This is a genomic window from Pseudomonas sp. p106 (assembly GCF_003936645.1).
Taxonomy (GTDB): Bacteria; Pseudomonadota; Gammaproteobacteria; order Pseudomonadales; family Pseudomonadaceae; genus Aquipseudomonas; species Aquipseudomonas putida_E.
Window position 1 is genome coordinate 17,552 of record NZ_RHQR01000025.1, and the last position, 20,691, is coordinate 38,242.

Here is a 20,691-nt window from a genome sequence, read left to right on the forward strand (position 1 = left end):
TTCGAAGTGGCTGCACGACTGTTGGTCGAGCACTGGCATGACTATGGCCTGGATACCCGCCTCGACCCATTGTCCCTGCAATTGGCCAGTTTCGGGCAGGTGGAGGATACAGCCTACATACGCCCTTTGTACCAGGTGCTGGTAGAGCGCTATTGCCAGCGCGAAACACTCAACCTGACTGCAAAGCAGGACGTACTCTGTCGCAACCATATGGTCGACCCGTCTCACCCCGTTCCGGTTGACCTACATGCGCTCGAAAAGCTCTTGAACGACTGCGGGCCCATCCTACTGGATACCTACCGCAGCGCGATCATTGACTACTGGTGCGACGCAGACAACCAAGGGGAAACCCCTTGGTTGTGGCTCGCCCGGCACCTGCAGGGGCTGCTGCGCAGTGCCGCCGAACAAGCCAGCGCCGAGGACCGGCTGGTCGCTGCAGAACCAGCACTCAAGTCCTTGTCCAAAGGAGCGGCCGGGCCTGCCGACCTGCTCACCCTTTCCAGCAGCCAAGGCATTTCCATCAAGACACTGGCATGCAACTTTTCCGCCGACTGGCAGCAAGACCCCTTCCTCGCCAGCGCTCTGCTGATCGAACGTGCCGAGGCACCTGGCCAACAGCCCTTTACCCTGTTGTTTACCCCAGTGGGGCGGCTACTGTCGTTTTCTTCGCGCGCACAGTTGCTGGAGGGCATCGCTCGGCACTGGCCAACAGTCTTGGCCAAGTCGCCGCCAACCGTGCACCTGGGCACTCCCGAGGGGCAGTTGTTCCACGCCCAAGCCGCAAACCTGCTGCAGCAACAACTGGAAGGCATGGACCTGGCCGCCTCTGCCTTCAATGACCAAAGCAGCGCGCAGCAGCTTGCCGACGCCCTGGATCGCCTCACCTCCATGGCGCATATATGCAGCATCAAAGACCAGGCCCGCCAGGAAGCGCTAGCCAACCAGTTGCCACGCTGGATACAGAATGCAGCGCCCCTGGCCTTGATCGTTTATAGCTCGATGCTTAGGGATGTCGCTCGTAACACCTTCCAGGCCGAGGGCAGGACTTGGTTGAGCGGCGTGCCAAACGCACAGGCGTTTGCCTGCGAGCGCCTGGCCGAACTGATCCGCCGTGATCACCCGGAGTCCACCTTGGTTCCAGCAGCTGTGCGCGTGATCAATCATCAGGTTACCTCGACCGGGATCCCGCTTCCTGGCGAAATATCCAACGGTGGGGCCATCAAACCTGTCAGCTTTACCCTGGCACAGCTGGCCATCGCCAATCTAGGGCTGCTCCGACCTGGCGAAGTCACATTGGAAACCACAGACGGTCAAGCCATACCTGGCTGGCTCGACACGCTGGCACTGCGCGCCCTGATAACCGAGGCGGACATTGGTGCCACCTACCCTGCGCGGTTACGCGCGCTGCTGCTCGATGACGTGAAGACGCGCGCCAGCCGCGAAAGACTGTTCGCAAAACAGCTGAGCACACAACTGCCAACAAAGATCATGAGCAGTTACCTTGAGCATGGTCGGCCCACGCCGACGGCAGTGCTGGCAACGGAGCAGGTCTTCGCGCCCCTGCCCAACGAGCACAGCACGTGGGTATTGCGGCCCTTGGGTCTGCTGCGAACGATGGACGCGGCCGCCGATCATCCGCTCAACACCTGGCTCATCGAGGATGACTCCCTGAAATGCACACGTTGCCTGCTGTACCGCCCCCTGCACAGCGAGCCAGTAGTGGAATACGCCGACCGCACCGCATTACTGGTGGCTATCGGGGAGGCCGGCGAGCTGCAGGATGATGTGCTTCATCGCCTGCCTGAGCTGGACCAGCGCATCTATGCCCACGGTGGCTTCAGGGAACCACGCCTGTTCCACCCTCTGGACGATGACTGGGCGGTACCGTGGGGCAAGCCAGCACCCGTTACCTTGTCGCGCGAAGCCGCCATAGCCAATCCTGCGCGTGTCATTTACCAGGCCTGCGTGCTGGAGACCCTGAGCAACTTCAAGGCGCAATCGGCAAGCAGCGCGCAATCCCGCTGGCAGCGCTGGGAGGAACTGGGCTGGTTGCTGCTCAACACCGTATTACCGTTTGTCGAAGGGCCGCTGGCCGAAGCAGCCTGGCTGGCTCAGATGGAAACTGCATTCGCTCGCCTGTTTGTTGCCAGTGATCAAGCCGGGGCAGATAACCACACGGGCGACTGGATCCAACTGTTGGTCAATGTTGCTTTTCTGATCTTCACCCATACCATGAAGCGGCAGGAACTGGATCACCCGCTGGACGCACTTCATGCGCCTGGCCAACCTGATGTATCAGTATCGGCTCCTGTGGTGCTTACCCGCCCGACTCCGGCACAACTCGACTTCAGTTGGGCTCAGCCCACGCTCAGGCTTGACAACAACCAGGCCCGAGCGCTTGCCGCCCTGCGTTCAGTTGTATCACCAACGGCGCTCGGCTCGCCGACTCCGAGTGGACCGATGCGTGGCTTGTACGTGCATGGCGGTCACCTCCTGGTGCAGATCGAGGCCGCGGTGTTCAAGGTTCAGTTGGACACGACGCTTGACCAGTTGCGTATTGTTGGCGGCGAGAAGGATGAGAAACCAGGACCATTGCTAAGACGCGACGAGGCGGGGCGCTGGCAACTGGACCTGCGCCTGCGTCTGCGTGGCGGCATGCCGCCTTCCAAGCGGATCGCCCAGCTTCGGGAAGCGCGTAAACAGAAGACTCAGGAGATGATCGAACGCGTGGCGAACGACTCTAAGAGCATCGCAGACCAATTGCCTTATCTGGACAAATTGCGCGATCTGGCAAAGCGTTCAGATGAACGGAGGGTGCTACAAAACTGCCTCGCCAAATTGCAGGCCTTTGAAACGTTGGTAAATGAACATATTCAGCGCTTTGAGCAACTGAATGAACTGGCGCCTGTGGCCGACTACAAGTCCAAGCGCGCCGGCACGCTCTATCATCACCTCAATTGCCAACTGCAAGTCAGTGATGTGCTAATGCGCCTATACAAACCCGAGCGAGCTCATCTGTTGGACATGATCGAGCACAAAAGCAAGGAGACACCGCAGGACCAGGCCATTCTTGCAACGCGGCTGGGTAACTTGGCACCACTGATCGATAGCCTGTTCGACAACGCCACCGCGTTCAATCTGACCCTGGAACAGCTACGGCAGCTGGCCAGCCCTTCGCTACCCAGTGCAATGAAGATGGTGGAAAAACTGCAGCAGTTGAAGCAAACCCCGCAAGGCAGATCGTCGCCCTTGCACTGGCGCCTGATGCGCATCGAAAACTGTATCAACCGCTTGGCGCTGGAGCCACTGGACGATGCGGGCCAATACTGGCTCAACCGTACATGGGGCAACCTGGAGTTGGCCATCGGCCAGCAGTTGCAGTTGAACAAACGGATCAACGCCAGTGACGAAGCCAAGCGTCGCTTGCTGGAAAATATCGTACAGCATCTGCAAAGTGCCAAACGCCAGGGGCTGAACCTGCAAAGTCAGTTCGACGAGCCTGCGATCCCCCCGGCCTTGATTACTTTACGTAGTGATATCAGGGAGTTGACCACAAACACGGTCAGCGAGCTCGCAGAATACCCCGAGCTGCCCCAAAGTAGCTCCGTAAGGCAGCTCAGCCAGCATTTGCCCGGCCTTATCGAAACCCGCGATGATGGGTTGCTGCTGGGCCAACCGCGTACCGACGACAACACCATCATCGATATTCCTGGCAGCGATGACGGCGCGGTTGTACGCAGTTACAAGCGAGAGAATGAGCAATGGCTGCCTACTCCTGCAGAGCAGCACAGGCCGGGGCCTCAGCCCCCCAGGAAGCTCAAAACACTGTTCAAGGAAAGCAACAAGCGCCTGGCCAGCGCCAGAAAGAGCCTGGCCGTCATGCAAGGCATCAGGGCCGACACCTGCCTGCCAGTGGAGATCGAGGAGATACTACTGCAGCATCGCGATGAACTTGACCGTCAACGCGCGGCGATCGAGCTGCGCTTGACCCGCGACAACCAGACTGACGAAAGCACTCACGGTGAAGATGCCGCACTGATCATAAAAGACATCGAAGACGTGTCGGCTACGCTGACGAAGCAGGCGGTCGAGCAGCGAACACGTGTAGCGCTTTTGCAAAAGCCACGGATGGGTGAGCTAAGCTTTTTGCTCGAACATCATCAGGTACTAATCCGTAGCACTGGACCTAGGCGGCAACTGGCAAAGGTTGCAGGGCGGCCTGCTGATTACCTGCAAGAATACGCCATCAGCCATGATGGCACTGACCTCTGGTTCGCACATTTCCATTATCCGGACATTGATGCGGAGCGAACCGCCTACACCGCCGGGCATCTGAAAGCGGCAGAACAGCGCTATGCACAGGGCCGCCTCATAAAGGACGCGTCCGGGCCTGCGGTCGAGGTGTACCGCAGCCCGATCGACCTGGCTGCGGCCAAGCAGTACTTCTTCAACCATTAGCCGTGATCTCCGGCAGGGGCAGTTTCGCTGCACCTGCCGGCACTGGTCAGCAGTCCTTGAACTGCGCATCACGCTTGGCAATGAAGGCAGACATACCTTCCTTCTGGTCTTGAGTTGCAAACGCCGCATGAAACACCCGACGTTCGAAGCGCACGCCTTCACTGAGAGTGACTTCAAAGGCCCGGTTGACGCTTTCCTTGACCATCATGCTCACCGGGATCGACTTGCCAGCAATGGTGGCAGCCACCTTCAATGCCTCCTCGACCAGTTCGGCCTGTGGCACCACGCGCGCAACCAGGCCTGCACGCTCCGCCTCCTCAGCCCCCATCAGACGCCCCGTCAGGCACAGTTCCATGGCCTTGGCCTTGCCCACGGCCCGGGTAAGGCGCTGGGTACCACCCATGCCCGGCAGTACGCCCAGATTGATTTCCGGCTGCCCGAACTTTGCGTTGTCGGCCGCCAGAATGAAGTCGCACATCATCGCCAGCTCACAACCACCGCCCAACGCAAAACCCGATACCGCAGCGATGATCGGCTTGCGGCGATTGGCAATACGATCGGCATCACTGAACAGGTCATCGACGTAGATCTGCGGGTATTTGAGCTCGGCCATTTCCTTGATATCGGCACCGGCGGCAAAGGCTTTGGCAGAACCGGTCAGCACCACGCAGCCGATATTCGGGTCACGCTCGAGCTGGTCCAGGGCCTGGTTGATCTCACTGACGATCTGCGCGTTGAGCGCATTGAGCGCCTGGGGCCGGTTAAGGGTAATCAGGCCTACCTTGCCGTGGATATCCAACAGGATGGTTTCGAATGCCATGCAGACTGCTCCTTCAAAGATTGCGCGCAATGACCATGCGCTGAATGTCGCTGGTGCCTTCGTAGATCTGGCAAACCCGCACGTCGCGGTAGATCCGCTCCAGCGGGAAGTCACTCAGATAGCCATAACCGCCTAATGTCTGCAAGGCATCCGAACAGACCTTTTCGGCCATTTCCGAGGCGAACAGCTTGGCCATCGACGCTTCCACCAGCGCAGGGCGCCCGGCATCGCGCAATGCTGCGGCGTGCAGCACCATCTGCCGTGCCACGGCGATTTTGGTAGCCATGTCCGCCAAGCGGAAGGCTACCGCCTGGTGCTCGATCAAGGGTTTACCGAAACTGCAACGTTCCTTGGCGTAGTCACGGGCCACTTCGAACGCAGCACGGGCCATGCCCACCGACTGCGAGGCAATGCCGATGCGCCCGCCCTCAAGGTTGGCCAAGGCGATCTTGTAACCCTGCCCCTCCTCGCCCAGACGATTGGCAACTGGAACGCGCACATTGTCGAAAACGATCTGGCAGGTGTCGGATGCGTGCTGGCCGAGCTTGTCTTCGACCCGCGCCACCTGGTAACCCGGCAAGTCGGTGGGCACGATGAAGGCGCTGATACCACGCTTGCCTGCCTCTGGGTCGGTGACAGCGAAAACGATCACCACACCGGCGTTCTGCCCGGAGGTAATGAACTGTTTGCTGCCGTTGAGCACATAGTGGTCGCCATCCAGCCGCGCACGGGTTTTCAGGCTGCTGGCATCGGAACCGGCCTGGGGCTCGGTGAGGGCGAATGCACCGATCATCGACCCGCTGGCCAGCGGTGCAAGGTACTGCTGCTTTTGCAGCTCGCTGCCGAACTTGAGGATGGGCACGCACCCTACCGAATTGTGCACACTCATGATGGTCGAGCAGGCGCCATCGCCAGCAGCGATTTCTTCCAGGGCCATGGCATAGGCCACGTAGCCGGTGTCACTGCCACCATACTGCTCGGGTACCAGCATGCCGAACAGGCCGAGTTCGGCCATCTCCTGGATCGCTTCCCAGGGGAAGCGGTGTTCCTTGTCCCATTGTTCGGCAAAAGGCTTGAGGCGTTCCTGGGCAAAAGCCCGGACCGCATCGACGATCTGTTGTTGCTCGTCAGTTACCAACATGGTTCACCTCAATACAGACATTCGACAGCCATGGCCGTGGCCTCGCCACCGCCGATGCAGATGGCCGCAACGCCACGTCGCAGGTTGTTCTGGCGCAGGGCAGACAGCAGGGTTACCAGGATCCGCGCGCCCGATGCGCCGATCGGGTGCCCCAGGGCGCAGGCACCGCCATGAATGTTGACCTTCTCGTGAGGCAGGTCGAGTTGCTTCATGGCGGCCAAGGTGACCACGGCAAAGGCTTCGTTGATTTCGAACAGGTCGACCTCGGCCAGATTCCAGCCAGTGCGCTTCATCAGTTTGTCGATAGCGCCGATAGGCGCCGTGGGGAACAGTGCTGGCGCGTCGGCGAAGGCAGCGTGCCCATGGATCACAGCCAAGGGCGTCAGGCCGCGCTGCTGCGCCTGGGAGCGGCGCATGAGCACCAGTGCCGCAGCGCCGTCGGAGATCGAACTGGCGTTGGCGGCAGTGACGGTGCCGCCCTCTCGGAACGCCGGCTTGAGTTGCGGGATCTTGTCCAGGCGCGCCTTGGGAGGCTGCTCGTCGTCCTTGACCAGGCGCTGTTCCTTGCCTTCGCTGACCTGTACCGGAACGATCTCGGCGCTGAAGCGGCCTTTGCTGATCGCCTCTTGGGCGCGGGTCAACGAGGCGATGGCGAACTGGTCCTGGGCTTGGCGGCTGAACCCGCCGGCCTGGGCGCAATCCTCGGCAAAGGTGCCCATCAGGCGGCCCTTGTCGTAGGCATCTTCCAAGCCGTCCATGAACATGTGGTCGATGATCCTACCGTGGCCCATGCGGTAGCCGCCACGGGCTTTGTCCAGCAGGTAGGGCGCGTTGGACATGCTCTCCATCCCGCCCGCCACGACCACATCGGCGGTACCGGCCAGTAGCAGGTCATGCGCCATGATCGCAGCCTGCATGCCAGAGCCGCACATCTTGTTGAGGGTCGTGCACGTGGTGTGCTTGCCCAGGCCGGCGCCCAGCGCAGCCTGGCGCGCGGGGGCCTGGCCCAGGCCTGCCGGCAACACACAGCCGAACAGCACCTGCTCGACACTGGCGGCATCCAGCCCGGCACGCTCGACCGCAGCGCGAATCGCTGCAGCGCCCAATTGCGGCGCGGTAAGGCTTTTCAGGTCGCCTTGCAGGCCGCCCATGGGCGTGCGCACGGCGCTGACGATGACAATCGGATCATTGGCGAGGGTCATTAGGGTCTCTCCTTACTTGGCAGCCATGCGCAGTGCACCGTCGAGGCGGATCACCTCGCCGTTGAGCATGCTGTTCTCGATGATGTGGCGGGCCAACGCCGCGTATTCGCCTGGCCGCCCCAGACGCGGCGGGAATGGCACCCCGGCGGCCAGGGAGTCGCGCACTTCCTGGGTCATGCCGGCCATCATCGGGGTTTCGAAAATGCCGGGGGCGATGGTCATCACACGAATGCCGTAACGCGCCAGCTCGCGGGCAACCGGCAATGTCAGGCTGGCGATGGCGCCCTTGGAGGCGGCGTAGGCAGCCTGGCCTATCTGACCGTCATAGGCGGCGATCGAGGCGGTATTGATGATCACCCCGCGCTCGCCGCTTTCGTCGGCAACGCCTTCGGCCATCGCAGCAGCGGCCAAGCGCAGCAAGTTGAAGCTACCGACCAGGTTGACGTTGATGACCTTGGCGAAACTGGCCAGGCCGTGTGGCCCTTGTTTGCCCAGCACTTTTTCGGCACCGACGATGCCCGCACAATTGACCAGCCCGTGCAGGCTGCCAAAAGCCGTTACAGCGGCATCGACGGCGGCCTGGGCCGCTTGCTCGTCGCTGATGTCGGCGACCGCAAAGCGGGCGTTGTCACCCAGCTCGCGGGCCTTGGCCTCGACGGCCTGGGCATTGAGGTCAACCAGCATGACCTTGGCGCCGGCCTCGACCAGCATCTGCGCGGTGGCAGCCCCCAGCCCGGAAGCTGCGCCGCTGACGATAAAGTGTTTGTTGGCGATGTGCATGATCGGGTTCCTTTCAGGCGCGGGCAGGGGTGGCCTGTTGCGCTTGTTGTTTGGCAACTTCCTGATTGCGCAGGATGAAGCGTTGCAGCTTGCCGCTCGGGGTCTTGGGCAGCTCGCTGACGAATTCGATTTCCCTGGGATAGGCGTGGGCATACAACCGCTGGCGAACGTGCTGGCGCAGGGTCTCTTCCAGCTCGACACTACCGTGCACACCGCTGGCCAGCACCACAAAGGCCTTGATCAGTTCGGTGCGCTCCGGGTCCGGTTTGCCGATCACTGCGGCTTCGATCACCGCCGGGTGCTCGATCAGTGCGCTCTCCACATCGAACGGCCCGACGCGGTAGCCAGAGGTGGTGATCACGTCGTCGCTGCGGCCGACGAAGCTGATGCTGCCGTCGGTGTTCAACTCGACGGTATCGCCGCTCAGGTAATACTTGCCGACGAAGGCCTTGGTGGGCAGGCCGTGATAGCCACCGAACCAGCAAAGCGGCGACCGCTCCCGATCCACTGCCAGAATGCCAGGCTGCCCGGCGGGCAACTCGGCGCCCTGCTCGTCCAGCACCACGATGCGGTGGCCTGGGATGGCGAAGCCGGCAGACCCTGCCCGCACGGGATGCTCAAGGCCGTGGTGGTTGCACAGCACCATGCCCAGCTCGGTCTGGCCGTAGTGGTCATGGATGGTCACGCCCAACTCATCGGCGAACCAGCGGATCACCTCGGGGTTGAGCGGTTCACCGGCACTGCTGACGACCCGCAGGCGGCCCTGGACCGGCGTTGAGAACGCCTTGCCAGCGGCGATCAGCAAGCGATATGCGGTGGGCGAGCCTGCCAGGTTGGTGATGCCCAGCTTGTCGATCACCCGCGCGCAGCTTTCGACACTGAACGGGCCATCGTAGAAGGTGGTGGCGTGGCCCAGCGACAACGGCCCGGTGACCGCGTAGTAAAGGCCATAGGCCCACCCTGGGTCGGCCAGGTTCCAAAAGTTGTCTTGTGGCTGCAGGCCAATGGCATCGCGCATGTAGCCCTGGAACGCGACGATCGCGCGTAGCGGCACTTCCAGGGGTTTGGCAGGGCCAGTGGTGCCCGAGGTGAACATCAGCAGGAAGGGATCGTCGCCCGAGCGCATGACTGGCTCGCAATCGGCAGGAGCGGCATCGAGCAGGCGCTGGAAGTCCAGTTCACCCTCCTCAGCGCCGACGATGATCGGCACGGGGCACGCGGCCAGATCGTCCAGCTTGGCGCGGTTGCCACGGTCGGTGACCACTACCTTGGCATGCGACTGCTCCAGGCGGTGCTCGATAGCTTTGGGGCCAAAGGCAGTGAACAACGGCTGGTAAACAGCGCCCAGGCGCCAGGTGGCGAGGATGGTCACCAGCAACTCGGGGGTGCGTGGCATCAGCCCTGCTACCCGGTCACCGGCCTGCACGCCTTGGGCCCTCAGGACATTGGCAAAGCGGGACGCCATGGCTTGCATCTGCCCGAATGTGTAGAGCCTGCCATTGCCCTCGCGGTCCTCGTAGACCAGGGCGATACCACCTTGGGCCACATGGCGGTCACAGCATTCGACGCAGGCATTGAGGGCTGCAAGACTGCCGTGCAGGCCCATTGCGGCCTCGGCATGATTGAATGAAAGGACGGCGTCGCCATACTCGCGCATCGTCAGACTCCTGGGTTCTTATTGTTGGAGTGCACCATCGGTCTGACGATGTTCGCGCCGCCTGCCTACCTGGGCAATGGCCAAAGCTGTCAATCTGAATGAGCGTTTTGGCCGCGTGGCTTCTCAGCCTTGGCGATGCGCCAAGCGCCCGCCGGAGCATTGCTGGTGCAGGGCCGGTTTACACCTGCAGGAAGACACTGCGGTAATGCCCCGGATTGCACCCGAACCATTTGCGAAACGCCTTGTAGAACGAACTGCTGTCGGCAAAGCCCAGCCTCTCGGCGATTTCGCCAAGCCCAAGCTGCGGCTGCGCCAGCCAGGCAATCGCCAACTCGCGGCGAATGCTGTCTTTGAGCGCCTGGTAGTTTTGGCCCTCCTCGCTCAAACGGCGCCGCAAGGTTGACGCCGACATGCACAACGTTGCCGCCAGTTGCTCGGCGGCAGGCCACTGGCTGGGGGTTTGCTGGCTCAGCGTCTGGCGGATGCGGCGGGCCAGGCTGTTCGGGTCGCGATACTTCACCAGGATGTTGCCAGGTGCCTCTGCCAAAAAACGCTGAAGCTCGTCCTCGCTGCGGCGCATCGGCATGTCAAGGCAGTCCCCGGCGATGATCATGCGGGTCAAGGGGCGTTCGAACTGCAGGTTTTCCGAGAACATCACCCGGTAGTCATCACAGAAAAGCGGCTCGGCGCACCGCAAGTCAATCGCAAGGATCGGAATACGCCGCCCTGCCAACCAGCAGGCGACGCCGTGGACGATCATCCAGAAGGTGAAATAGGTGAACGCACGCCGAGGCTGAGCATTGGGTTCAACGATGACGATTTCGGCCAGGCTTTTCTGGCGCACCAGTACCGGTTGCAGGTCCTGCAGCATCAGCGAAAGAAACGCCAACGCCGTTTCCAGGCTAGCCTGCAGGGTGGGCTGGGCCATACTTGCCCGACACAGGAATGCCAGGCTTCCGGTACGCAGCCCACGCGGGTCCATGGCGAAGAATTCATCGTTGCAGCGTTGCGCCAGCAAGCGCCAAAGCCGGGAGTAGGCCTCGGCGCTGACGCGCGCATCAGCCTGGTCGAGTTGACCGATGTCGATGCCGGCCTGCGCCAGCAGGCCGGCATCCGGCTCACCCGCCGGGCAGGTCTGCAACAGGGCTTCGCGCACCAGTTGCATGGAAATGGTGTCTTTCTCGCTCATCGGCCCTCCTGGCTGTTGCGTGCCGCCCATGTTAGGCCCGCATGGAAAAAACACCAGCCTTGGATTACAGGCTGGCAGCCAGGGCCAGGAACGCCTGGATCAGCCGCAGCTCGCGGCGCCGCTCCAGGCACCCCACCAGGTGCTGGTTGCGCAAACCTTGCCCGGCCAGCGGCCGCGCCACCACACGTGGGTCATTGGCCACCTCGGTCGAGGAAACGACACCAATCCCAAGCTCCGATGCCACTGCCTCGGTGACTGCCTCACGGCTGTCCAGCTCCAGCAGCACCCTGGGCCTGACCGACGCTTGGTCACACGCCTTGTCGAAGGTACGCCGGGTGGTCGAACTGGGTTCGCGCAGCACCATGATCTGCTCATGCAAAGCAGCCAGTGGCAAGTCACCCTGCCCGCTGGCCCAGGCATGGCCTGCCGGCAGCAGTGCGCACAAACGCGACTCGCAGAGGTTTTGCAAGTAAAGGCCCTTGCGCGGTTCGATTTCGGTCAATACGGCCACGTCGGCATGCTCTGACAACAAGGCGGCCAAGGTCTCCTGGGCATTGCCCAGGCGCAGGTTGACGGTGATGCCCGGGTAGCGTTCACGCAATAGCGCCAGCATCGGCATGACCCGGTGCGGCCCATCTGCGGCCACCTCCAGGCGGCCGGTGAGCAGTTGGCGATTGGCCTCGAGCATCGCCTGCGCCTCTTCGGCCAGGCCGAACATCGCCCGGGTGATGGCAGCCAGGCGGGTACCCTCCTCGGTCAGCTCGACCCGCCGCGCCGTGCGCCGTAACAGGGTGATCTGGTAGTGCTCTTCCAGCGCCTTGACGTGCCCGGTCACCGCCGGCTGGCTGATGAACAAGCGCGCAGCGGCACGGGTGAAACTGCCCTCACGGGCGACGGCGTCGAAAGCGCGAAGCTGGAACAGGTTCATATTTATCGGCCTGACTTATGGCTGGCATAACAACAAACAATTTGATTGATAGCTTGGTCAATTGCAACCTAGCCCCCGTAGTTTCAGCGCCAGCTTTTTCGGCTGACCACCTGCAGCTTGTGAGGAACCACGCAATGAGCAACGCCCCGATCCTGCTGACCCCCGGCCCACTGACCACCTCCCTGCGCACCCGACAAGCCATGCTGGTGGACTGGGGCTCCTGGGACCGTGATTTCAACCAACTGACCGCCAGCGTCTGCGAGCAACTGCTGGGGATCGTCGACGGCAGCGCCAGCCACCACTGCGTTCCCCTGCAAGGCAGCGGCACCTTCGCCGTGGAGGCCGCCATCGGCACCCTGGTACCGCGCGATGGCAAGGTACTGGTACTGATCAACGGCGCTTACGGCCAGCGCCTGGCGAAAATCTGCAAAGTGCTGGGGCGCAACTTCAGCACCTTCGAAACCGCCGAGGACCAGCCGACCACCGCTGCCGACGTCGACCGCCTGCTGGCGGCGGACCCCAGCGTGACCCACGTGGCGCTGATCCACTGCGAAACCAGCACCGGCATCCTCAACCCGCTGCACGAGATCGCTCAGGTGATCAAGCGCCACGGCAAGCGCCTGATCATCGATGCCATGAGCTCGTTCGGCGCCCTGCCGATCGACGCCCGCGAAATCCCCTTCGAGGCACTGATCGCCGCGTCCGGCAAATGCCTGGAAGGCGTCCCCGGGATGGGCTTCGTTTTCGCCGAGAAAACCGCACTGGCCGCCGCCGAGGGCAATGCCCACTCGCTGGCCATGGACCTGCACGACCAGCACGCCTACATGGCCAAGACCGGCCAATGGCGCTTCACCCCGCCCACCCATGTGGTTGCCGCCCTGCACGAGGCGCTACAGCAGTACGCCGAAGAAGGTGGCCTGCCGGCGCGCCACCAGCGCTACGCCGACAACTGCAAGACCCTGCTCGACGGCATGGCCGCCATCGGCCTGCGCAGCTTCCTGCCAGCCGACATCCAGGCGCCGATCATCGTCACCTTCCACGCCCCGAATGACGCCCGTTACCAGTTCAAGGACTTCTACGAACGGGTCAAGGCCAAGGGCTTCATCCTCTACCCCGGCAAGTTGACCCAAGTCGAGACCTTCCGCGTCGGCTGCATCGGCGTGGTCGGGCCGGACGGCATGCAAGCTGCTGTGAATGCCGTGGCCGACGTGCTGCGGGAAATGGAAGTACTGGACATCTGACCCTCTGCCCATCCGATTTCAGGAAATAGCGCACATGAACTACAGCAACCCCACCCAGCTGCAAGCCGCCATCCTCGACTGGGCCGGCACCGTGGTCGACTTCGGCTCTTTCGCCCCGACCCAGATCTTCGTCGAAGCCTTCGCCGAGTTCGACGTCCAGGTTTCCATCGAAGAAGCCCGCGGCCCGATGGGCATGGGCAAGTGGGACCATATTCGTACCCTGTGTGACGTGCCGGAAATTGCCGAACGCTATCGCAACGTGTTCGGCCGCACGCCGACCGACGATGACGTCACTGCCATCTATAACCGCTTCATGCCGCTGCAGATCGAGAAGATCGCCGTGCATTCGGCGCTGATTCCCGGTGCTCTGGACACCCTCACCGGCTTGCGCCGGGACGGCCTGAAAATCGGCTCATGCTCGGGCTACCCGAAAGTGGTGATGGACAAGGTGGTGGAGCTGGCGGCCCAGAACGGCTATGTCGCCGACCATGTGGTGGCCACCGACGAAACCCCGAACGGCCGCCCGTGGCCGGCACAGGCACTGGCCAACGTGATCGCCCTGGGCATCGACGACGTGGCGGCCTGCGTCAAGGTCGACGACACCGTGCCGGGCATCCTCGAAGGCCGCCGTGCCGGCATGTGGACTGTGGCACTGGTGTGCTCGGGCAACGCGCTCGGGCTGACCTGGGAAGGGTACCAGGCGTTGAGCGCTGAGAAGCTGGAGAGTGAGCGCAAGCGCATTCATGCGCTGTTCGCAGGGTCACGCCCGCACTACCTGATCGACACCATCAATGAACTGCCCGAGGTGGTCGCCGATATCAACCGGCGGTTGGCCAAGGGAGAGATGCCGCAGGCGTTCTGACCGATCTGTGTTGCAGCTTTCGCCCGCAAGCCGGCTTCCACAGCTACCCCGCCGTTTTCACGAACGGTGGGGTAGCTGTGGGGCCGGCTTACCGACGACAAGGCCGGCTCAAACCGCCCGGTTCAGCTTCACCCAAGAGGCAAACTTGTCGATGAAACCCTGCAGAAACGGCCGGGTCTTGTCATTGAGCTTGCCACTGTCCTCGAAAAGGCTGGCCGCCCCACCGATATAAGCTTCGGGCATCTGCATGCACGGCATGTCGAGAAACACCAGCGACTGGCGCACGGCATGGTTGGCCCCAAACCCGCCAATGGCACCGGGCGAGACGCTCACCACCGCCGTAGGTTTGCCACCCCAGGCGCTTTGCCCATAGGGACGTGAGCCCACGTCGATGGCATTTTTCAGGCAGCCCGGTACAGAACGGTTGTACTCCGGGGTGACGAACAGCACCGCGTCGCTGCGCCGGATCTCGTCGCGAAAGCGCCTCCACGGCTCGGGCACACCCGCAGCCTCGACATCCTCGTTGTACAGTGGCAGATCGCCGATTTCGACGATTTTCAAGGCAAGACTGGACGGTGCCAGCTCTGAAAGTGCACGGGCCACCTTGCGGTTGTACGAATCCTTGCGCAAGCTGCCGACGACGACCGCTACCGAATACACCTGGCTCATGGCGATTTCCAACCTTTGCTGGGTTAAGAGACGTTGTAGTTATAGATGACCATTGCTCGGCGCTTAGGTTTTTTTCCTCCACCAGAAAACTTCCAGGTACCATCCACGGTCTATTCCTGCAGACATTTCCTACGCAATTCAGAGGTTTTCACTTAAATGGCAGCAGTAATGGTCGGCCAATTCCACGCCCGTGACGCCGAAGGCCGTATCTACCCCGTCCACGAGTTCCAAGAGTCCACCCTGCAGACCGACGGCAGCGTACAGGGCGCACCGGTCACCACCTATCGCCTGGCCATCGGCGACCGAGTCAACCACTTGGGTGAAGACCGTTTTGAACTGGTACAGACCGGCGTCGAGATCATTCGCATTCCTTGACGCAATCGACCGTATAGCTTCCGGCTTCGCTCTGCAGGCCGTGCACATCGGCGACAAAGCCGGGAAAACCGCTGTTGAAGGCGCGGGCAAACGCCAGGTAGTCGAGGATCGAGCGGGTAGCTTCAGTGAACCGCTCCCCCGGCATGATCAAGGGTATGCCCGGCGGATAGGGCACCAGCATGACTGCCGCGACACGGCCGAGCAATGCCTCTATCGGCACCGCTTCCACCTCACCGCGCACCATATGGTCATAAGCCCGAGCCGGGCTGAGCGCCACTTCCGGCAAGCGACTGAACAACCCTTTGAGCTGCTTGGCCGTGGCATTGACGCGATAGCAGTCATGCAGCTGGTTGCACAGGTCGCGCAGGCCGATACCGTGGTAGCGTGCCGTGTCGACTGCAACGATGCTCGGCAGGCACTGGCTTAGCGGCGTATTGCCATCATGATGGCGTTTGAACTCCAGCAACTCGGTCAGCAGCGTGCTCCACTTGCCCTTGGTAATGCCCATCGAGAACAGCACCAGGAAGCTGTAAAGGCCGGTCTTCTCCACCACCAACCCGCGCTCCCAGAGAAACTTGCTGACCACTGCCGCCGGAATGCCCTGCTCGTCCAACACGCCGTCGGCACGCAACCCCGGCATCACCAGGGTGACCTTCAACGGGTCAAGCAGCACATAATCGCCCGCCAATTCGCCAAAGCCATGCCACTGCGCCCCAGGCTGCAGCAGCCAGTCCTGCGCAGCGAGCTGATCGACGCCTTCTGCCCCAGGCGGCTGCCAGATACTGAACCACCAATCGGTGGCCGCGATATGTGCACGCAGGTTAGCCAGGGCGCGACGAAAGCTCAGTGCCTCGTCAAACATCTCTTGCAGCAGCGAACGCCCCGCGGGCCCCTCCATCATGGTCGAAGCCACATCCAAAGAAGCCAGGATGCTGTACTGCGGTGACGTCGAGATATGCATCATGAAGGCTTCATTGAAGCGATCTCGGTCCAGTTGCCGCTGGGCGCCGTCCTGTACATGGATCATCGACGCCTGGCTGAAGGCCGCCAGCAGCTTGTGCGTCGAGTGCGTGCTGAACACCAACGGGCTGCCCTCGGTGCAGGCCGTACCCATCGCATAGCGCCCCGTGAAGAACTCATGAAACGCCGCGTAAGCGAACCAGGCTTCATCGAAGTGCAGCACCTGCGCGCTGCTGCCCAGAGCTTGCTTGATCAGCCCGGCGTGGTAGCACAGCCCGTCATAGGTTGAGTTGGTCACCACCGCCAGCTTGATGCGCGGTTCGCGCCCCTTGGCCAAGGGGTTGGCCAGCACCTTGGCCTGGATCGACTCGGCGCTGAATTCGCTGAGCGGGATCGGCCCGATGATGCCCAGCTCGTTGCGCTCGGGGCATAGGTAGATGGGAATGGCGCCGGTCATGATGATGGCATGGACCACCGACTTGTGGCAGTTACGGTCCACCAGCACCAGGTCATCACGGCCGACCATGGCATGCCAGACAATCTTGTTGGCGGTGGAGGTGCCATTGATCACGAAGAAGGTATGGTCGGCGCCAAAGTTGCGCGCCGCCCTGGCTTCGGCCGCTGCCAAAGGGCCGGTGTGATCGAGCAGCGAGCCCAGTTCCGGCACCGAGACGGACAAGTCCGAGCGCAAGGTATTCTCGCCGAAGAATTGATGGAAGGCTTGTCCCACCGGGCTTTTGCGGTAGGCCACGCCACCGCCATGGCCGGGCGTGTGCCAGGAATAATTGGACTGCGCGGTGTGCTGTACCAAAGCCTTGAAGAAAGGCGGCAGCAAGCCGTCGAGGTAGTTGTGTGCGGCACGTGCTACCTGGCGGGCGAGGAACGGCACGGTGTCCTCGAACAGGTATAGGATGCCGCGCAGCTGGTTGAGCTCGCTCATCGCTTCGGCGGGAGCGTTTTCCAAGGTGACCTGTTCGCCCAGGGCGAAGATTGGCAGGTCAGGAGCACGCTGGCGGGCCAGGCGGATCAACTCGGCCATGTTCTGCAACAGGTGAGTATTGTCGCCAATGCCTTCGGCGGCGATCAGCATGCAGGCCAGGCCGTGGTGGGTGGCCGCGACCAGACGGGCTTCGGCATTGTCTGCCGCGGCGAGAATGGCGAAGCCGTCCTGACGCAGTTCCTCGGCAATCCCCCGCACGCGCTCGCCGGCAACGCTGTCGGCCTTGATGGCACGGTGGACGATGAGGATGGGGAACTTGAGGTCCTTGTACATCAGGCTGCAACCTCCGAAGGACAGAGCGTCTTTCACAGGGTAGTAGAGCCTGGTGCTGTCAGTACGGCCCTGTCGCTGGCACGCCGGTTCCTACGCGAATTTGCAGTTCAGTAAAGAGCTTGTGGGAGCCAGGTTGCGGCGATAAGGCCAGGGCAGACTCAGCATCAACCGGCAGGCGTTTCGGTCAATACCTGCCACATCGACGGCCCGCCCGCCGACTTGGCGATAGCCGCCAGGCGCTCTGCATGCGCCTCCAGTTCCTCGGCAGTGGCCATGATCACCCGCCCAGGCGCACGCCCGGTAATCCGGCGGATCTCGCTGCCACCGCTGCCCTGCCCTTCATTGTCGCCGTCCGCCCCATTGCCAGCCAGCGAAAGGCTGGTCTGGCCACCGGTCATTGCCAGGTAGACGTCAGCCAGCAGCTCCGAGTCGAGCAACGCGCCGTGCAGTTCACGGCCGGAGTTGTCGATATCGTAACGCTTGCACAGCGCGTCAAGGCTGTTGCGCTGCCCCGGGTGCCGGGCACGGGCCAGCAGCAGTGTGTCGAGGATGGTGCAGTGCTGCGAGATGTCGGCGCGGTCGCGCTGGCCGAGCAGGGCGAACTCGTTGTTGATGAAGCCGACGTCGAACGCCGCGTTATGGATGACCAGCGTGGCGCCCTGAATGAATTCGAAGAATTCCTCGGCCACATCGCCGAAGCGCGGCTTGCCGACCAGGAACGCGTCGGTGATGCCGTGGACATTGATCGCGCCCTCGTCACTCTCGCGGTCCGGTTGCAGATAGACGTGGAAATGCCGACCGGTCAGGCGCCGGCCAATGACTTCGACGCAGCCGATCTCGATGATCCGGTGGCCTTCGCTGACCGGCATGCCGGTGGTTTCGGTATCGAGAATGACCAGGCGTTTATCTTGCTGCTGCTCCACGCGGGGCGCTCCAACTTGCATCAGTTACAAAGCCGAGGATTGTACCGCAGCTCAACGTTTGGCGCGTACCTCGTCGACGCCACGGTTGGCCAATTGGTCAGCGCGCTCGTTACCGGGGTGGCCGATGTGCCCGCGCACCCACTTCCAGGTGACCTTGTGGCGGTTGACCTGCTCGTCGAGCTGCTGCCACAGGTCGGCGTTCTTCACTGGCTCCTTCGCGGCGGTCTTCCAGCCGCGCTTCTTCCAGTTGACCATCCACTCGTTGATGCCCTTCATCACGTACTGCGAGTCGGTGGTCAACACCACCTCGCATTCGCGCTTGAGCGCCATCAAGCCCTGAATCGCGGCCATCAGTTCCATGCGGTTGTTGGTGGTTTCGCGTTCGCCGCCCCACAGTTCCTTTTCGACGCCCTTGTAGATCAACAGGACACCCCAGCCACCAGGGCCTGGATTGCCCTTGCAGGCACCATCGGTATACAACTCGACGCTATCGCTCATGTACCACTCATGTTCAGTGCTTTTCGGTATCCGGGCTGACCACGGTGCGGTTGACCTTGGCCAATGGCAAAGGCAGCAACTTGCCCATCGGTTCGCGGCGTTCCTGGCGCAGCGGCCTCAGGCCAACCACCATCTTGCGCGCCACCAGCAGGTAAACCCCGCCACCAGAGCTCTGCCAACCGCCTGCCACCCGTTCCCAGCCCGCCAGGCGTTGTTGCCAGGCCGGTGAGGCAAGCGGCGGACGATAGCACCCGAAGCGGCGTTTCTCCAGCGCGAAGCCCAGCAGGTTGAGCCAGTCACCGACCCGTGACGGCGAGATGCAGCGGGCCTTGCGCAGCGCGCCGTGGCTGAAGAAGTGGCGTATGCCCCAACTGCTCCAGGGGTTGATGCCGACGATCAGCAGATGCCCGCCGGGGCGTACCGCACTGGCGGCCTCGCGCAGCAAGCCATGGGGCGACAGGCAGAAGTCCAGGCCATGCTGCAGCACCACCACGTCGGCAGCGTGCTCGCTCAAGGGCCAGGCCTGCTCCTCGCAGACGATCTCCACCCCCGGCAGCGGCGCGCCCAGACGCACGTTGCGCTGTACCTGGGGGGCGCTGGGCGGAGCCTCGGCGCAGGGGCCGTAATGCACCAGGTAACCCCCGAAGAAGCGCCCGAGCTCCTCCTCCAACAATTTTTCCTCTTCTTTGAGCATCAGCTGGCCGAGCGGGCCGTGGAACCAGTCACGGGCCAGGCTGATCAGCTCGATCCAGGCCGGGTCGGCCTGGGCAAAGGGTTGGTCGGTCATTTGCGCTCTCCCTCGAAGGTTCTCGCACCGCGCCATCGCGGCTAAGATGGCCTCATGTGCCACGCTAGGCGATACGGATCCGCACCATGATACAGATCGATGCTCTCCCCGCTTTCTCCGACAACTACATCTGGTTGTTACAGGATACTGCCAAACGCCGCTGCGCGGTGGTCGATCCTGGTGATGCCGCCCCCGTGGAGGCATGGCTGGCCGCCAATCCCGACTGGGTGCTGGAGGATATTCTGGTCACCCACCACCACAATGACCACGTGGGCGGTGTCGAGCGGCTGAAAAAACTGACCGGTGCGCGGGTCAGCGGCCCGGCCAACGAGCGTATTCCGTGCCGCGACCTTGCCTTGGACGAAGGTGACGAAGTGACCGCGGTGGGCGTGACCTTCCAGGTTCTGGCAGTACCGGGGCACACGCTGGGTCATATCGCCTTCTTCAGCGACCAACCTGCGACACCGCTGCTCTTCAGTGGCGACACGTTGTTCGCCGCTGGCTGCGGGCGGATGTTCGAAGGCACGCCAGAGCAGATGCAGCCTGCCCTCGCCAGGTTGGCCGCGCTGCCGGAGCGTACCGAGGTGTACTGCGCCCACGAGTACACCCTCAGCAACTTGCGCTTCGCCAAGGCCGTGGAGCCACAAAACCCGCACGTTCTGCAACGTTTCGATGATGTTACCCGGCTGCGCGCCGAAAATCGCATCACATTGCCATCAACCATCGGCCTGGAACGGCTGACCAACCCCTTTCTGCGTACCTCTGAAACATTAGTTAAACAAAAAGCTGACGAATGGAAGGGACATTCAAACACCACGCATGTCGCTGTTTTTGCTGCCTTGAGGTCTTGGAAGGACACCTTCTGATAACCTGAAGATATATCGCAACATGTGCTCGAAGGTTGACCCGGCGGGATGCGGTTTCTAGA

At 62.2% G+C, this 20,691-nt stretch carries 17 protein-coding genes; 5 read left to right on the top strand and 12 right to left on the bottom strand.

What is annotated here, in order from left to right; all coding sequences use genetic code 11:
* The first annotated feature begins 714 nt into the window (after positions 1-714).
* Complete coding sequence (locus EGJ09_RS23430; RefSeq protein ID WP_125924903.1) at positions 715-4,458, top strand: DUF6543 domain-containing protein; 3,744 nt, start codon at positions 715-717, stop codon at positions 4,456-4,458.
* A 46-nt stretch (positions 4,459-4,504) separates the two neighbouring features.
* Here EGJ09_RS23430 and EGJ09_RS23435 read toward each other — a convergent pair whose 3' ends face one another.
* From EGJ09_RS23435 to EGJ09_RS23465, 7 genes are all read right to left on the bottom strand, one after another.
* The gene (locus tag EGJ09_RS23435) at positions 4,505-5,278 is read right to left on the bottom strand and encodes an enoyl-CoA hydratase (RefSeq protein WP_115274315.1); all 774 of its coding nucleotides are present in this window, start codon (positions 5,276-5,278) and stop codon (positions 4,505-4,507) included.
* A gap of 13 nt (positions 5,279-5,291) precedes the next feature.
* Positions 5,292-6,419, bottom strand: coding sequence for an acyl-CoA dehydrogenase (locus tag EGJ09_RS23440; protein WP_125924904.1), 1,128 nt, complete (start codon positions 6,417-6,419; stop codon positions 5,292-5,294).
* Positions 6,420-6,427: 8 nt separating this feature from the next.
* On the bottom strand, positions 6,428-7,621 hold the full coding sequence (locus EGJ09_RS23445) for an acetyl-CoA C-acyltransferase (protein ID WP_046785204.1): 1,194 nt from the start codon (positions 7,619-7,621) through the stop codon (positions 6,428-6,430).
* Between the two features lie 12 nt (positions 7,622-7,633).
* Positions 7,634-8,401, bottom strand: coding sequence for an SDR family NAD(P)-dependent oxidoreductase (locus EGJ09_RS23450; RefSeq protein ID WP_115274312.1), 768 nt, complete (start codon positions 8,399-8,401; stop codon positions 7,634-7,636).
* A gap of 13 nt (positions 8,402-8,414) precedes the next feature.
* Positions 8,415-10,058, bottom strand: a complete 1,644-nt coding sequence (locus tag EGJ09_RS23455; protein WP_125924905.1) for an AMP-binding protein — start codon at positions 10,056-10,058, stop codon at positions 8,415-8,417.
* Between the two features lie 178 nt (positions 10,059-10,236).
* Positions 10,237-11,247 (bottom strand): AraC family transcriptional regulator, encoded by a 1,011-nt coding sequence (locus tag EGJ09_RS23460; protein ID WP_125924906.1) that lies wholly within the window; start codon positions 11,245-11,247, stop codon positions 10,237-10,239.
* A 64-nt stretch (positions 11,248-11,311) separates the two neighbouring features.
* Entirely contained in the window at positions 11,312-12,175 is an 864-nt protein-coding gene (locus EGJ09_RS23465) for a LysR substrate-binding domain-containing protein (RefSeq protein ID WP_125924907.1), read from the bottom strand.
* A 134-nt stretch (positions 12,176-12,309) separates the two neighbouring features.
* On the opposite strand from EGJ09_RS23465, the gene EGJ09_RS23470 reads away from it, so the two are divergent.
* Together EGJ09_RS23470 and phnX are read left to right on the top strand one after the other, a co-directional pair.
* The gene (locus tag EGJ09_RS23470; protein WP_125924908.1) at positions 12,310-13,416 is read left to right on the top strand and encodes a 2-aminoethylphosphonate--pyruvate transaminase; all 1,107 of its coding nucleotides are present in this window, start codon (positions 12,310-12,312) and stop codon (positions 13,414-13,416) included.
* Positions 13,417-13,450: 34 nt separating this feature from the next.
* Positions 13,451-14,278 (top strand): phosphonoacetaldehyde hydrolase, encoded by an 828-nt coding sequence (gene phnX, locus EGJ09_RS23475; RefSeq protein WP_046785210.1) that lies wholly within the window; start codon positions 13,451-13,453, stop codon positions 14,276-14,278.
* Between the two features lie 108 nt (positions 14,279-14,386).
* On the opposite strand, the gene EGJ09_RS23480 is transcribed toward phnX, so the two are convergent.
* Positions 14,387-14,947 (bottom strand): NADPH-dependent FMN reductase, encoded by a 561-nt coding sequence (locus tag EGJ09_RS23480; RefSeq protein ID WP_046785211.1) that lies wholly within the window; start codon positions 14,945-14,947, stop codon positions 14,387-14,389.
* Between the two features lie 156 nt (positions 14,948-15,103).
* Here EGJ09_RS23480 and EGJ09_RS23485 point away from each other — a divergent pair, with 156 nt between their 5' ends.
* The gene (locus tag EGJ09_RS23485; RefSeq protein WP_046785212.1) at positions 15,104-15,322 is read left to right on the top strand and encodes a hypothetical protein; all 219 of its coding nucleotides are present in this window, start codon (positions 15,104-15,106) and stop codon (positions 15,320-15,322) included.
* Here EGJ09_RS23485 and EGJ09_RS23490 read toward each other — a convergent pair.
* The 4 genes from EGJ09_RS23490 to EGJ09_RS23505 form a co-directional block, all read right to left on the bottom strand.
* Entirely contained in the window at positions 15,306-17,555 is a 2,250-nt protein-coding gene (locus EGJ09_RS23490; RefSeq protein WP_125924909.1) for an Orn/Lys/Arg decarboxylase N-terminal domain-containing protein, read from the bottom strand. The two genes, EGJ09_RS23485 and EGJ09_RS23490, sit on opposite strands and share 17 nt — an antisense overlap.
* Before the next feature lie 164 nt (positions 17,556-17,719).
* Positions 17,720-18,478, bottom strand: coding sequence for a DNA polymerase III subunit epsilon (gene dnaQ / locus EGJ09_RS23495; RefSeq protein ID WP_039602584.1), 759 nt, complete (start codon positions 18,476-18,478; stop codon positions 17,720-17,722).
* A gap of 51 nt (positions 18,479-18,529) precedes the next feature.
* Positions 18,530-18,976, bottom strand: a complete 447-nt coding sequence (rnhA, locus tag EGJ09_RS23500; RefSeq protein WP_012315304.1) for a ribonuclease HI — start codon at positions 18,974-18,976, stop codon at positions 18,530-18,532.
* A gap of 13 nt (positions 18,977-18,989) precedes the next feature.
* Entirely contained in the window at positions 18,990-19,763 is a 774-nt protein-coding gene (locus EGJ09_RS23505) for a class I SAM-dependent methyltransferase (protein WP_046785214.1), read from the bottom strand.
* Positions 19,764-19,849: 86 nt separating this feature from the next.
* Here EGJ09_RS23505 and gloB point away from each other — a divergent pair, with 86 nt between their 5' ends.
* Entirely contained in the window at positions 19,850-20,629 is a 780-nt protein-coding gene (gene gloB, locus EGJ09_RS23510) for a hydroxyacylglutathione hydrolase (protein ID WP_125924910.1), read from the top strand.
* Positions 20,630-20,691: the final 62 nt, after the last annotated feature.